Here is a 13922-nt window from a genome sequence, read left to right as displayed (position 1 = left end):
GAAAATGATTATTTACTCATGGTAAGTTCCATCTGGCAAAAACATGTAAAAATAAACAGATGAAATTACATATTCGTAAAGCAGTAATCAAAGATTTAGATTTTTTGGAAGAACTCGAAATGGATGTTTTCCCTGCTTTTCAACAAAATTTAAAACAAAATCTAAGGAAAGGTATCAAAAGTAATTTTCAGGAGGTATTTATCGTTGAAAAAACTTACAATGGACAGCAGGCATTGGGTTCAATATGTCTATTTAAATACAAGCATTCATTAAGAATTTACTCAATAGCAATTGCCCAAAAATATCAAAACAAAGGAATTGGAAATGAGTTATTAGAATTCATTAAAGACTTTGCAATAAAAAACAACTTTAAAAATATAATTCTTGAAGCCAGATCAAAGAATCAAAAACTAATTAAATGGTATGAATCAAGAGGATTTCAAATCGTAAAAAAAGTTGAGGATTATTACTTGAAAGGTGAAGATGCAATCAAAATGAAGCTATCTGTTGATAAATACACATTCTGTAAGAATGTTATAATTATCGATCAACCTTATAAATGGGAAGAAAATGCGATTAATGCTAAAGTGATTTCTGTTAAGGAATACATCAATAATCCAATATATCAAAACAATTCTGATTTTAGGATTTATAACTTATGTAGTTCCTATAAATATCAATCTTATGGGTATTATGTGTCGCTTTTAGCCTCAGCGAGAGGGCAGAGAATTATTCCCAATATTACAACCATACAGGATCTTAAGATTGCTAATGTTATTCAATCCATAGCCTTCGATTTAGATGAATTTATCAATAAATCTCTATCAGGCAAGAATCCAGAATTATTCTCTTTGAACATTTATTTTGGTCAAACACTTACAAAGGGTTATAAAAATCTGGCTAAAAAATTGTACCAGATCTTTGAGGCTCCTCTGTTTGAGGTAACTTTTGTAAAGAACGATAAATGGCTAATAAAAAAGATTAAAGTCATTAATTTTAAACACATCACAGAAAGTGAGAAAGAGGTTGTATATGAATTTGCCTCAAAACACTTTAGCAAAAAAAAACACAATTTTCCCAAATTGATTCACTACAAATACGATGTGGCTGTTCTAATTAATCCTGAGGAAGAAACGCCACCATCAAATCAGGAAGCATTGGAAAAATTTAAAATTGCTGCCAATAAGAAAAACGTTTACCTCGAGTTCATTACTAAAAATGATATTGGGAAGATTAATGAATTTGATGCTCTTTTTATTCGGGAAACAACCAACGTGAGTCATTACACCTATGAGGTATCTCGCTTTGCTTATGCTGAAGGCCTAGTTGTTATTGACGATCCCTGGTCAATTATGAAATGTTCCAATAAAATATTTCAGCATGAATTATTTCAGAAGAATAAGATCAATACGCCAAAAACAATTGTTTTGGCAAAAAACTCATTCAACAGTAAGCAATTAGATACTTTTTCCTATCCGGTTATTTTAAAGCAACCAGATAGTGCCTTTTCATTAGGTGTTATAAAAGTAAATAACAAAACAGAAGCCTTTGAGCAAATAACCAAACTCTTCGGTAAGTCGGACATGATCATTTGCCAGGAATTCCTTTTCTCGGAGTTTGATTGGAGAATTGGTATATTGGATAACCAAGCACTATTTGCATGCAAGTACTATATGGCTAAAAATCATTGGCAAATCTACAATTGGAAGAATTCTCCAGGCGAAGAATCTGGTGATTATGAGTCGGTTTCCATTTCTCAAGTGCCAGAGAAAATTTTAAAGGTTGCACAAAAGGCTGCATCACTCATTGGAGATGGATTATACGGTGTTGATTTGAAAATAGTAGATAATCAAGTATATGTAATCGAAGTAAATGATAATCCAAATATTGATACTGATGTTGAGGATTCAATCCTGAAAGATAAATTATATGACAAAATAATAGATTCTTTAGTGAATCGAATTGAAATTGCTAAAAACACTCGAAAAATAAGCTTGTGAAGTTGATTTCACATTTAGTAAAGCTGTTTTTATCATTGAGACTGAATATAAATTAACTCTCTTACAACGCATCACCTTATACAATTGAATAAGAGTGACGTATACAACTAAAATGAATATCAAATTTTAATAAAAAAGTAAAGAAATTTAACTATGACCTTAAATAAAGTAATAGTAGGAAGTGAAGAGTGGTGCTCTCTCCCACAGTTAAGAATTCCCGCTATCAAAGCACGTGTGGATTCTGGTGCAAAAACATCATCACTGCATGCGATTAACATTATGGCTTTCAAAAAAGATGGTGTTCCTTGGGTAAGCTTCGATGTTCATCCTTTACAGAACAATGGCAAAACTACAATTCACTGCGAAGCCCCCATTCACGACAGACGTAAAGTAAAAAGTTCAAGTGGATCAAGCGAAGTTCGGTTTGTGATTAAAACCATCCTGTCTATTGCTAATGATTCCTGGGAAGTAGAGATCACACTTACCAACAGGGATAGTATGGGCTACCGAATGCTTTTAGGTAGAGAGGCAATGTCAGGGAAAATGCTGGTTGATCCAGAAGCCTCATGTTTGTTTGGTTCTCATTCAAAAGAATCTCTGGATGAGTTTTACTTTACTCACATTATACAAAAGACTGGATTAAAAATAGGCTTATTAGCCAGCAATCCTGAATTGTATAGCAATAGGCGAATCATAGAAGCCGGACAAGAAAGAGGACACGAAGTTGAATTTCTAAACATTAAAGATTGTTACATCAAACTTGATGGGCAAAACCCGGAAATGCACTATAGAGGTGGACGTATCCTAAATGATTTTGATGCAATTATTCCAAGAATAAGACCAAGTGCAACCTTTTACGGATGTGCTTTGACTCGTCATTTTGAGGCAATGGGTGTTTACACATTAAATTCCGCTTCAGCAATTACTCAATCGAGAGATAAATTGTATGCTTTGCAACTTCTTATTAACAACGGACTTCCTATACCAACAACTGGATTTGCCAATTCGCCCCTAGACACAGATGAATTGATAAAAATGGTTGGTGGTGCTCCTTTAATTGTGAAACTTTTAGAAGGAACACAAGGCAAGGGCGTGGTGCTTGCTGAAACAAAGAAAGCTGCAGAAAGCTTAATCAATGCCTTTAAAAGTTTAAGAGCAAATATCCTTGTACAAGAGTTTGTAAAGGAAGCCAACGGGAAAGACATTAGATGCTTTGTGGTAAATGGAAAAGTGGTGGAGAGTGTAATGAGAACTGCAGCTCCAGGTGAATTCCGAGCAAATATACATATGGGTGGAACTGCTGCAATCACTAAAATAACCACACAAGAAAGAAAAATTGCTGTTTTGGCTGCCAAAACAATGGGACTTAAAATAGCAGGGGTAGATATCATCAGAAGCCAGTCAGGTCCATTGCTTCTGGAGGTGAACTCATCACCTGGTTTGGAAGGCATAGAAGGAGCATCAAATAAAGATATTGCCGGAAAAATGATTGAAGCGATTGAAAGAGCCTTGAAATACAAAAAATAAGCTGAAGTATCGCACAGATAACAAAAGCAAGTTCTGTTTGAACTTGCTTTTGTTGTATCATATTCCTTACAAATCTGCCTCTAAAATTAATTTTATAATACCGATTACTATACAATCCTGGTAGCTATCCCGAGCATCTTTAGCGTTTCTCTAAAAGTACTTTGAATATGTATCGGCATGATACCAGCGCATTTTACTATTTAAATGGTATAATATTTCTGTATATTTATTACTGATTGATTTTTAAAACCGTTTTGAATGGAAAATATGAGCAAGGACAGCATTAACCTCGAAGATATCGTTCAAGTTATCGTTGGATCATCGGCACTAACAATACCCGTAGCTTTCTCAGAGGAGTCATGGCAATTAAGCGAAACCTTACCTACTTTAAACATTATTATCATCCTGATATTATCCTTGCTATTTATAAACATTTACTCATTTGAAGGAATTTTTCAAGGCCAAATCAAACATAGATTATCCCATTTTGCATTAAGAACCATAATCGACTATGGCGTTACCTTTGTTGTGGTATTTATCATTCTTTTTGCTTTAAACCGAATGCCAATCCTGGAAGAACCGTTAATTGCATTCAAAAGAATCATTCTTCTTTCTTTTCCGGCATCGATGGGTGGTGTTATTGTAGACGGATTTGATAAAGAATAAAAAGCAATTTATACTTATATCTCAATCTATTCTTTGCTTTCATTCCTTTGCCTTAACAAATCTCTAATTTCTGTGAGCAACTCTATATCCTTAGGTGTGCTTACCGTTTCATCTTGCACATCCTCCCCTTTTCGCCTGATGTTATTAATTACCTTCACCACTGCAAAAATGACCAGAGCAATAATGAGAAAGTCCAAAGTAACCTGAATAAAGTTCCCATATTTCAACTCCACCAATTCCTGTATGATTTCTCCATTGGTATCCAACTGTTTTTCCTGCAAAACAATGCTAAGCGTCTGAAAATTGACCTTCCCAATTACCATACTAAATGTTGGCAATAGCACATCGTTAACCAGCGATGACACAATTTTATTGAAGGCAACCCCAATAATGATTCCAATGGCCATATCGAACATATTGCCTTTAATGGCAAATTCTTTAAACTCCTTTAGTATCTTCATTTCAATTTCATTAAGATCTTTATTCGCAGTTTTTAAGATATGAATATATTTCCAAACTATTGCTAATCAACTTAAAAGTGTGATTGGAAAAGGAAGCTAATTCACATTTACAATGCCGATATTTGAATGATTCATTTTTGTTCTGAGATGAAGCAGGCAGAAGCAAGTCCTAATCAAACGAATAAGCCAAAGAAAACACATTGGAATATCGGGCTATGGATTGGTCGCCAACATCGGTTAACGCATAATCCAATCGGAAATTTTTGTAGTTGATTCCCAAACCAAGGTTGGGCTGAAAGGTCCAGCTTTTGCTGTTGTCGAAATCTGTTTCTTCCTGGAAATTATTTACCCCTGCACGCAGGAAAATGAGCTTTTTAAAGGAAGCCTCGATTCCCATGTGTGGATCAATACTTATGGGATCGCCCTGTACCAAAACATTTCGCTTACCATCGAAAGTAAGATCGGTATTGAACTCGGCCAATAGGGCAAACTTTTCAGACAATTGAAACTCTCTGCTCACACCCAAAATCAACTTTGGCAAAGTTAGCTCGGTTGAATTCTCAGGTATTTCGTTACCAGTTACTGCAAACACCTCTTCCAACTGATCTGTTTTAAACACCCATGAATTGAAAGTGCTTGTAGCATCGCGCAAAAGTGCTCCAAATTTCCATGAAGATGTACTGTAGGTTGCTGCCAAATCGATTCCAAAGCCATAAGCCGAAGCAAAATCGCCGGTATGGCGGTAAATCAGTTTTACATTCCCTCCAACATTTAATCCTTTGATCCCCGTTTCTCTGGCATATGAAATCAGCAAGGCATAATCAGCAGCGGTAAAGGTTGTAATGCGATCGTAACGCAGGTTTCCATCTTTATCGATCAGCTCTAAAGTATTTGGGATATCATCCACCCCAAAACGGATAAAACTGAATGCTATGGCACTTTCTTCATTCAACTTTACAACCAATCCTGCATAATCGTAGGCCGATAATCCGCCAAAATACTCCGCATGCATAGCTGCCACATCGTATTTGTTGTCGATTTTAACCAATGAGGCAGGATTCCAGTAAGCTGCTTCAACATTCGATTGAGAGGCAACACTGGCATTTCCCATGGCAAAGGATCGGGCACCAACTCCTATTGAAAGGAATTCGTTACTGTAGGTAGGAGCCGAAGTTTGCGCCACTGACAAACGACAAAGTCCTAATAGTAAAAAGAGTGTGAGTAATACTCGCATATTGTACAATTCTAGAAACGTAAAAATAACATGCTTTTTTTAATCTGTAGCATAATTGGGGTGTAAATAAGTAAAATAGAGAATTTCCACTGGGTAGAAAGCTAAACATGCTAAGCATCTCCGAGATGCTAAGCATATTGTAAATGCAAACTTCTATACGGTTCTGTCAGAAAAGTTACAATAGGAAATAAGTCCAATTACACTCTCTAATTGTTTTGTCTGATCAGCAGAATCGAAAAATTCACTTATTTTTGTGAATCTATAAACAAAACAGAAAGCATGAGCATTGTAAAACACATCCCAAACACCATTACCTGTTTAAATTTATTTTCGGGCTGTACAGCAAGTTTATTGGCCGTTGAAGGTCATTTGGAATTGGCGGCAGCACTGGTTTTAGTCGCTTCGGTATTCGACTTTATGGATGGTTTGGCGGCTCGAGCGCTAAAAGCTTACTCGACCATGGGTAAGGAATTGGATTCGTTGGCAGATATGGTAAGCTTTGGTTTAACTCCTGGTTTAATTGCCTTTGGTTATCTTAAAATTGCAATTTTAGGAGATGCATCTGTCGATTTTAATCCGGATGAATTGAGCATTTCGCAAATGGCAATTCTTCTATCGGCATTTATCATTCCTGTTTTTTCGGCTCTTCGCCTGGCAAAATTTAATGTAGACGAAAGACAAACAGCTTCGTTTGTTGGTGTGCCTACACCTGCAAATGCCATGTTCTGGGCCTCGATTCCTTTGGTATTGTATTTTGGCGATTATCCTTTTATTGTAGAATGGTTAAGCAATCCTGTAATTATTATTGTAGCCATTGTAATTACTTCGCTTTTGCTAACGGCAGAAATTCCAATGTTTGCTTTAAAAGTGAAAAACCTAAGCTGGCAGGATAACAAAATCAGATACTTGTTTTTAATGAGTTTGGTATTACTGGCTATATTGGTAAAATGGCTTGTAATTCCACTTGTAATTTTTGTTTACATCCTGTTTTCGATAATTGATAATCTTACGAAGAAGAAATAAAAAACCATATAAACAGAAACGCCGCAAAGATGATTTGCGGCGTTTTTCATTTTAACCTTTTTCTGCTACTATTGGTTGTATTTTAATTCCTTTATTGGTTCTTCATTCTTCTTAAAATAATTTTCGAAATATCGATATGCCAACCAAACAATTAAAACAGCAATAAGAAATAACCCTATTCTCTCTACAGTTCCTAACCCTAACATCTCTGCCCATGAAGTAGCATCGGGATTTGATTTGCTAAGAAAAAAGGCCGTTCCATTATTCACAGCATGAATAACCATACAAAGTAGAAGCGATCTTGTTTTCCAGTATAGATATCCCATTACAATCCCTATTAAAAAAGCTACAACAAATTGCCATGGATTAAAATGTATAATCCCAAAAAATACTGCCGACCAAATAATCGCTTTCCAGGGATTATAGTTTTTTAGTAATCCATCAAGCACAATTCCTCTCATTAATAACTCTTCTAATATTGGAGCTGCAATAGCCACTGTTACAAATCCCCAAATATTGTCCTGCATCATGTTCTTAAATAAATCCATTAACCATTCAGGTGCTGGCACCCAACTTGTAATTTCAACATTTATTACTAACATGCTTAATGTAACAATTACCACCACAGGCAGAATAACCAGAGGGAATGGATTAAATGCAATGGTACTTTCATTTTTAGGATTTTTCTTTTTAAAGCTTATTGCAATAAAAATCATAATGCCTAATGGCACAACATAATTAACAAAACCCATAGGGCCTTGCAAAACATCTCCCAGTGCATACTGAATTAATCCAACAGGTATACTGTATCCAATCATAACCAGCAATAAAATTCCTATTATTCCCCACGATTGCTTAATGCTTGGATATGCGAATTCTTCCGTCTTAACAACTTCTTGTTGCTGTGTATTCAATTCTTCCATTTTATTTTTCTGATAATGTAGTGTTCTTTTTAATTACGACCTGTCCCTTTAATGAGGATAGCATATGAGTAAACAACTCTCTTAATTCTCTATAATAATCTTTACTGAAGAAAGTTTTTTTGATCTCGAAAAGAGTTCTCACCTGCAAGCTATTGGATTGTTTCTGATTGCTTATTAAATACTTCCCAAAACCATTGGAAAGTTTAATAACTTTTGACTTAGGACATTCCTCAATACTAAATTCTTCGGGAAGTTTAATATTAATTAGAATTGATTGATATCGGTGGTAGTTAAAATCAATGCGATATTGCCTATCCTCTTTTATAAATGGATTATCTGTAAAAACACTTGGGAATGGCTCGAAATAGATCATATCGCTTTCAAAATCCATTTCTGTCATTGGCAGATTACATGTAATTTCCAAAGGTTTATTTACGATATCAAGGTTGCGGCTCTCAACTGAATCCATATTCAATTCTACCTCCGATTCGTCAATCATTGTTTTCAAAAACTCCTCCAAACCATATTTATTGATTAACTGTCTTGATTCTACCGCATAATAACCAGTCTCCATAAGTTTAAACTCACAGCTTGGCTCATTCATATTTGTAAAATCATAGTTTAGCAACAACTGTTGGCGAGACTTTTTATAAGCCACCACCTTAACCCATCTAGCTCTATCTTTTTCGATCACCAAAGCCATATGATTTAAATCTTTCTCAGCCAGCAATTGATATGGACGGTAAGGCGAAGTAGCATTTAAAAACATTTTATTCCCAAATATTTCTACATAGGCTAAAGCCTGATTGAACTGGCTCATTAAAGGATAACCCGTTTGAAGAAGTCCCAAGTTGTTGGTACGAGTTAAAGCGGGCTCCGCTTTTATTCCAGCTTCTCTTAAAAGCAAAACCAATAAATAATTCATTTCGGAATTTGAAGCTACCTTTTCTTCTAAGATTTTTGGAGGAGTTTTTTTGGGGTATAAACGATATTCTCCATCCCACTTTACATGATTTCGAACATAGTCATATATTTTCTCTACTTTTTCCCAGTCATTTTCATCACCCTCTAAAATTTGCTCAACAATTTTTTTTGCATAGCCTTTTCTACCAAAAAAATCGAAAGCTTTTAAGTATTCGCTGGCCAATTTATCCCAAGTCGATTTTACGGTAACAAATTCAACTCCTCCAGCCATTCCATCGCCATTTTTATAATATCCCGTTAGCTGAAAACGAATTTGCTCAACAAAATCTGTATAATTATTCACATATGGCTCTTCCTTTATCGATTTTAAATGAGATAATATCCACTCATTACTACTTACCGAAGGATATTTAGCACTAAGCTTTTGTCCAAAGCTTACCATATTATATCTAAATGACTCAGGAATATTTACCTTAATGGAACTGTAATATGTCGGAATATCATTTTGAAAATACCATGTATCCAGGTAAGAGTAAAAATTGGAAACCAGCGCATATTTATATTCTATTATTGAACCTACTTTCACATTTGGCATTCCAAAACGCACAGCTCCATAGCTTTCATTCAAATCAACATCAAAAACAGATTTTCCATCCAGATCTGTTACCTCTTTGCCATTATCAGGATCAAAGTTTATGGTCTGCCCCTTAACCGAATTGATTTTTTCCAATCCATCTTTTCGCCAATATGGGAGTTCTACATTGGCTTTATCTAAACCTTCTTCCTTAAGAATTTTAATTCTCACATGATGATGGTAAATGATTGATCTATAACTTACATCAACTACACAGGTTTTGCTTAAAATAACGGCAACCGCATCCGTTTCGTAAGAACATTCAGACAGTAAGATTTCATCTTTTGAGAATTTCCCATACTTTATTCCTTTTGCATGAGAACAATAAGCCACCACCATCAGGCAGATTATGAACAGATAAGATTTAGTTAGAATTTTCATCAAGTGATTTTTTTGATCACCTGAAACTAAACAAAATCGAAAACTTTATGAACACATGTTCACAAAGAATGATTAAATCATAATAATATAGATTCGGTAAAAATAAAAGCTTGGTTAAAAAGTTTCTGCAAGCACTTTGAATTACTTTCTATTCATTACTTCATTCTGTCTAAGAATGGCTTCTTTATGAATCATTCTAAGAAGTTGAGTTATAAACTTCTCTGACAATCCCAGACTTTTTGCAAGATCAACTCCACGCTCACGAACCTTTTCCCATCGCTGAAGTTGCAGAATCGTCATATTCTTTTCCTTTTTGTATTCACCTATCTCTTCAACAATATTCATTCGCTGTGCTAGCAATTCAATCAACTGTGCGTCTACCGAGTCAATTTGACTTCTAAATTTTACAAGTTGGTCAATCTCTTCATCGCCCACTACATGTAACCTACAAACCAAACCTCTCAACAGTTGATTCAAGTCTTCAGGTGTTAATTGCTGATCGGGATCACTCAAAGCTTCTTCAGGACAAATATGACTTTCTATCATTAAACCATCCATATTTAAATCCATCGCTTTCTGAGCCATTTCGTGAATGTACTTTCTACTTCCTGCGATATGACTTGGATCGCAAATGATAGGCAAATTGTGGAAACGAGATTTTAATTCAATAGGAATCTCCCATTTTGGAATATTTCGCAGAATGGTTTTTTCGAATGGATAAAAGCCTCGATGAATTGCTGCAAGCTTTGAGATCCCTGCTTTATGTATGCGTTCTAAAGCACCAATCCAAAGGTTGATATCTGGATTAATTGGATTTTTAACCATTACTGGCACATTCATCCCTTGTAAAGCACTTGCCAATTCCTGAACGGAAAATGGATTTGATGTTGTTCGTGCTCCAACCCATAAAATATCAACATTATGGCGCAAACACATTTCAACATGTTTTGGCGCTGCCACCTCTACCATGGTTAACAAACCAGTTTCTTGCTTTACTGTATTCAGCCACTGCAATGCATCCAACCCTCTACCTTCGAAAGAATTTGGCCTGGTTCTAGGTTTCCAAACTCCTGCTCGAAATATCTGCACCTGTTTTGTGTCGCTTAAAGCCCTTGCAGTTGATACCAACTGCTCTTCAGACTCTGCACTACAAGGCCCACTAATCACTATTGGATGAGTATCCAATTTCTTACTGAACCAATTATGTATAGGTTTGATATTATCCAGTCCACTCATATCTTAAAAATTAGGATGCACAAAAATACATTTTTAGTTGATATCTAAAAACCCATATAAAATAATCGGCAATCATTAAACGATTGCCGATCAAATTATCTTACTCTTCCAATTTCGATTCAAACTTTTTTAAAGCATATCTTACTGCTTTATAACTTACATATATTAAGAGTGGCCATGTAAGAAGCCATATTATTGATGATAAATACATGATTCTCTATTTTTAGTATAAATGATCTTCACTTCTCAATTCTTCCAAGTCTAATTTTTTATTATTGATAGCTCTCCAGGCCCAAACAATATAGGCAATTACGAAAGGAACCATTAAGGATACATAGCTCATTGCCGTTAGAGTGTAATGCGATGAAGATGCATTCTGAATGGTTAAGGAAGACTGCAAATCAGCATTAGATGGATAAAAAGCAGTATGATTAAACCCTGCCAACAAGAAAAGTGCAAATACTACCAGAATTGTTCCTCCGCCAGTAAACCAAATTCCTCTTGTATATTTCTCAGCTAAATAAGATTTAATCAAACCAAACAGCACCAACACAACACCTGCAAGGAATAATATCAGCACCAATGGCATTGCAAGAAAATTGTGTAAGTATTTGTATGCTTCCATACTTACAACACCCGTTTCTGCATCAACTGCAAAACCATCCATAACCAATAAGCGAACGGCAAAAAATAAGAAAACCACTAAAAAAGGAATTCCACAATACAACAACTGCTTTTTCGATCGATTAAAAATTGCTTCATGCTCTATACTATTCATGAAATATAAGCTTCCCAACAAACGCGCCAAAAAGAAAACCGTTAAGCCCAAAGCTACATTGTGTAGGTTTAAAACGGCCTCTAATCCACCATAGGGATTTGCCCATTTTGATTGGTTCAATTCGTTTACGGTAAATTCTGCTCCATTAAAGAAAGTTCCTACCGCAGTTCCAATTAATATTGTTCCCAACAAACCATTGATAAACAAAAATACCTCAAAGGTTTTTGCTCCCCAAACATTTGAAGGTTTAGAACGAAACTCATAAGCTACTGCCTGAATGATAAAACAAAATAGAATAGCCATCCATACCCAATAGGCACCACCAAAAGAGGTAGAATAAAACAATGGAAATGAAGCAAACATTGCTCCCCCGAATGTAACAAGGGTAGTAAATGTAAACTCCCACTTTCGTCCTAGAGCATTAATTAAAAGTGTTCGTTCTTCGTCAGATTTTCCCAATCTGTATATTAAAGTCTGGCCTCCTTGAACAAACATTAAGAAAACTAAAATACTTCCTAAAAGTGAGTCAATCACCCACCAATATTGTTGCAATGCTAAATGTGATAAATTTTCAAACATGATTAATGCCCTCCATGATTTGGTCCTAGTTTTATTTGTTTCAACATGATTTTAATCTCAGCAATTAAAAGACCTGTGAAAACAATCAAAAACAAAAAGAAAGTGATCTGAACAGATGTTGTATCAATATTTGATACTGCACTAAGCGTAGGCATCAAATCTTGAATAACCCAAGGTTGACGTCCCATTTCTGCAACAATCCATCCACTTTGTGATGCTACATAGGCCAATGGAATACTCCAAATCGCAGAACGTAAAAACCATTTTTTACTAACAATTGATTCTTTATAAACGAACAATAAGGCCAATGTAAACAGCAGTAAAAACCACATTCCCAATCCTACCATGATGTGAAAGCTATAGAATGTTATCGAGATTGGAGGGACAATGTTGTATGGATCATCGAAATATCCGTAACCAAAATACTTAAAATTCTCGTTCAGCTCATTTAGAGAGGTTTGTGCCAAAGCTGCATTCTTATCTTTCTGAGCTTGCTTATAGTTTTTCAAAGCATGAATGGCCTTGCGTCCCATTTCTATTTTAGTTGCTACTGGCGGATGAATAACGCCGTCATTATCCGTATATCCATTAATCACATCATTTACCCCAGCAACAAAGGCATCGCCATCCATATATGCCATGTAAGAAAGCAAGTTTGGTATTTCCAATTTAAAATGAAAGTCCATCATATTGTCATTTCCACTTTCCGAACTAGATGACATTACTCCTATGGCCACCAATCCTGCTCCTTTCGAACCATCATACAAACCTTCCATAGCGGCAAACTTCATAGGCTGATCACGAACAATTTCGCGCGCTGAATTGTCTCCGGTCATTACAGTAAACAAGGAAGTAATTAAACCAAACACAGCTGCAACCACAATACTTTTCTTGGCAACAGTCACATTCAGTTTTTTCAATAAATACCATGCACTTACACCAATTACAAAAACTGCTGCTAAAGTATATGCCGATGAGATGGTATGTAAAAATTTATTAATAGCTGTTGGTGAGAAAAGAACATCCCAAAAGTTCACCATTTCGTTTCTGGCAGTATCAGGATTAAATTTCATTCCTACCGGATTTTGCATCCATCCATTGGCAACCAAAATCCACAAGGCTGAAAGATTTGATCCTACTGCAACCAACCATGTAGATATCAGGTGAAACTTCTTGCTTACCTTGTTCCATCCAAAAAACATCACTGCAATGAAAGTCGACTCCATGAAAAAAGCCATAATTCCTTCTACAGCCAAAGGAGCACCAAAGATATCTCCTACAAACCAGGAATAATTCGACCAGTTGGTTCCAAACTCAAATTCAAGAATAATTCCTGTAGCAACACCAATTGCAAAGTTGATTCCAAACAATGTCATCCAAAACTTTGTGATCTTTTTCCATTCCGGATTTCCCGTTTTTACATAGATGGTTTCCATTATGGCTATAATGAAAGCCAAACCCAATGTCAATGGTACAAATATCCAATGATACATTGCAGTTAAAGCAAATTGAGCTCTGGACCAATCGACCAATGACATGTCGAAGTTTTCAATCAT

11 protein-coding genes are annotated in these 13922 nt (G+C 35.5%); 4 read left to right on the top strand and 7 right to left on the bottom strand.

The annotated features are described in order from the left end of the window. Window positions 1–59 precede the first annotated feature (59 nt). From ACKPCA_RS17780 to ACKPCA_RS17765, 3 genes are all read left to right on the top strand, one after another. The gene (locus tag ACKPCA_RS17780) at window positions 60–2000 is read left to right on the top strand and encodes a GNAT family N-acetyltransferase (RefSeq protein WP_321280267.1); all 1941 of its coding nucleotides are present in this window, start codon (window positions 60–62) and stop codon (window positions 1998–2000) included. 153 nt (window positions 2001–2153) lie between these two features. Continuing rightward, the gene (gene rimK, locus ACKPCA_RS17770) at window positions 2154–3527 is read left to right on the top strand and encodes a 30S ribosomal protein S6--L-glutamate ligase (protein ID WP_054722519.1); all 1374 of its coding nucleotides are present in this window, start codon (window positions 2154–2156) and stop codon (window positions 3525–3527) included. Between the two features lie 258 nt (window positions 3528–3785). Continuing rightward, a complete protein-coding gene (locus ACKPCA_RS17765) occupies window positions 3786–4193 on the top strand; it encodes a DUF2391 family protein (protein ID WP_321280265.1) in 408 nt (135 codons plus the stop codon). A 26-nt stretch (window positions 4194–4219) separates the two neighbouring features. Here the strand turns inward: ACKPCA_RS17765 and mscL are convergent, their stop codons facing one another. Both mscL and ACKPCA_RS17755 read right to left on the bottom strand, forming a co-directional pair. Further along, window positions 4220–4654: a large-conductance mechanosensitive channel protein MscL gene (gene mscL, locus ACKPCA_RS17760; protein WP_321280264.1), complete on the bottom strand. Its 435-nt coding sequence runs from the start codon at window positions 4652–4654 to the stop codon at window positions 4220–4222. Between the two features lie 169 nt (window positions 4655–4823). Further along, window positions 4824–5888, bottom strand: coding sequence for a putative type IX sorting system protein PorV2 (locus ACKPCA_RS17755; protein ID WP_321280263.1), 1065 nt, complete (start codon window positions 5886–5888; stop codon window positions 4824–4826). A gap of 279 nt (window positions 5889–6167) precedes the next feature. Between ACKPCA_RS17755 and ACKPCA_RS17750 the strand changes: the two genes are divergently transcribed. Then, entirely contained in the window at window positions 6168–6911 is a 744-nt protein-coding gene (locus tag ACKPCA_RS17750) for a CDP-alcohol phosphatidyltransferase family protein (RefSeq protein ID WP_321280261.1), read from the top strand. Window positions 6912–6979: 68 nt separating this feature from the next. Here ACKPCA_RS17750 and ACKPCA_RS17745 read toward each other — a convergent pair whose 3' ends face one another. The 5 genes from ACKPCA_RS17745 to ACKPCA_RS17725 form a co-directional block, all read right to left on the bottom strand. Next, complete coding sequence (locus ACKPCA_RS17745; protein WP_321280259.1) at window positions 6980–7834, bottom strand: CPBP family intramembrane glutamic endopeptidase; 855 nt, start codon at window positions 7832–7834, stop codon at window positions 6980–6982. A gap of 1 nt (window position 7835) precedes the next feature. Then, window positions 7836–9773, bottom strand: coding sequence for a DUF3857 and transglutaminase domain-containing protein (locus ACKPCA_RS17740; protein WP_321280257.1), 1938 nt, complete (start codon window positions 9771–9773; stop codon window positions 7836–7838). 141 nt (window positions 9774–9914) lie between these two features. After that, window positions 9915–11009 (bottom strand): chorismate mutase, encoded by a 1095-nt coding sequence (locus ACKPCA_RS17735; RefSeq protein WP_321280256.1) that lies wholly within the window; start codon window positions 11007–11009, stop codon window positions 9915–9917. A gap of 223 nt (window positions 11010–11232) precedes the next feature. Beyond that, the gene (cydB, locus tag ACKPCA_RS17730; protein ID WP_321280254.1) at window positions 11233–12366 is read right to left on the bottom strand and encodes a cytochrome d ubiquinol oxidase subunit II; all 1134 of its coding nucleotides are present in this window, start codon (window positions 12364–12366) and stop codon (window positions 11233–11235) included. Window positions 12367–12368: 2 nt separating this feature from the next. Then, the gene (locus tag ACKPCA_RS17725) at window positions 12369–13922 is read right to left on the bottom strand and encodes a cytochrome ubiquinol oxidase subunit I (protein WP_321280253.1); all 1554 of its coding nucleotides are present in this window, start codon (window positions 13920–13922) and stop codon (window positions 12369–12371) included.

The organism is Marinifilum fragile (genome assembly GCF_963677365.1).
In the GTDB taxonomy this organism is placed as follows: Bacteria; Bacteroidota; Bacteroidia; order Bacteroidales; family Marinifilaceae; genus Marinifilum; species Marinifilum fragile.
This window is presented reverse-complemented; position numbering and strand designations above follow the sequence as displayed.

Excerpts from the sequence above, each read along its gene's own strand:
- ACKPCA_RS17780 (WP_321280267.1), top strand. The coding sequence starts at position 60 with ATGAAATTACATATTCGTAAAGCAGTAATCAAAGATTTAGATTTTTTG.
- rimK (WP_054722519.1), top strand. The coding sequence starts at position 2,154 with ATGACCTTAAATAAAGTAATAGTAGGAAGTGAAGAGTGGTGCTCTCTC.
- ACKPCA_RS17765 (WP_321280265.1), top strand. The coding sequence starts at position 3,786 with ATGGAAAATATGAGCAAGGACAGCATTAACCTCGAAGATATCGTTCAA.
- mscL (WP_321280264.1), bottom strand. The coding sequence starts at position 4,654 with ATGAAGATACTAAAGGAGTTTAAAGAATTTGCCATTAAAGGCAATATG.
- ACKPCA_RS17755 (WP_321280263.1), bottom strand. The coding sequence starts at position 5,888 with ATGCGAGTATTACTCACACTCTTTTTACTATTAGGACTTTGTCGTTTG.
- ACKPCA_RS17750 (WP_321280261.1), top strand. The coding sequence starts at position 6,168 with ATGAGCATTGTAAAACACATCCCAAACACCATTACCTGTTTAAATTTA.
- ACKPCA_RS17745 (WP_321280259.1), bottom strand. The coding sequence starts at position 7,834 with ATGGAAGAATTGAATACACAGCAACAAGAAGTTGTTAAGACGGAAGAA.
- ACKPCA_RS17740 (WP_321280257.1), bottom strand. The coding sequence starts at position 9,773 with ATGAAAATTCTAACTAAATCTTATCTGTTCATAATCTGCCTGATGGTG.
- ACKPCA_RS17735 (WP_321280256.1), bottom strand. The coding sequence starts at position 11,009 with ATGAGTGGACTGGATAATATCAAACCTATACATAATTGGTTCAGTAAG.
- cydB (WP_321280254.1), bottom strand. The coding sequence starts at position 12,366 with ATGTTTGAAAATTTATCACATTTAGCATTGCAACAATATTGGTGGGTG.
- ACKPCA_RS17725 (WP_321280253.1), bottom strand. The coding sequence starts at position 13,922 with ATGATTGAAAACTTCGACATGTCATTGGTCGATTGGTCCAGAGCTCAA.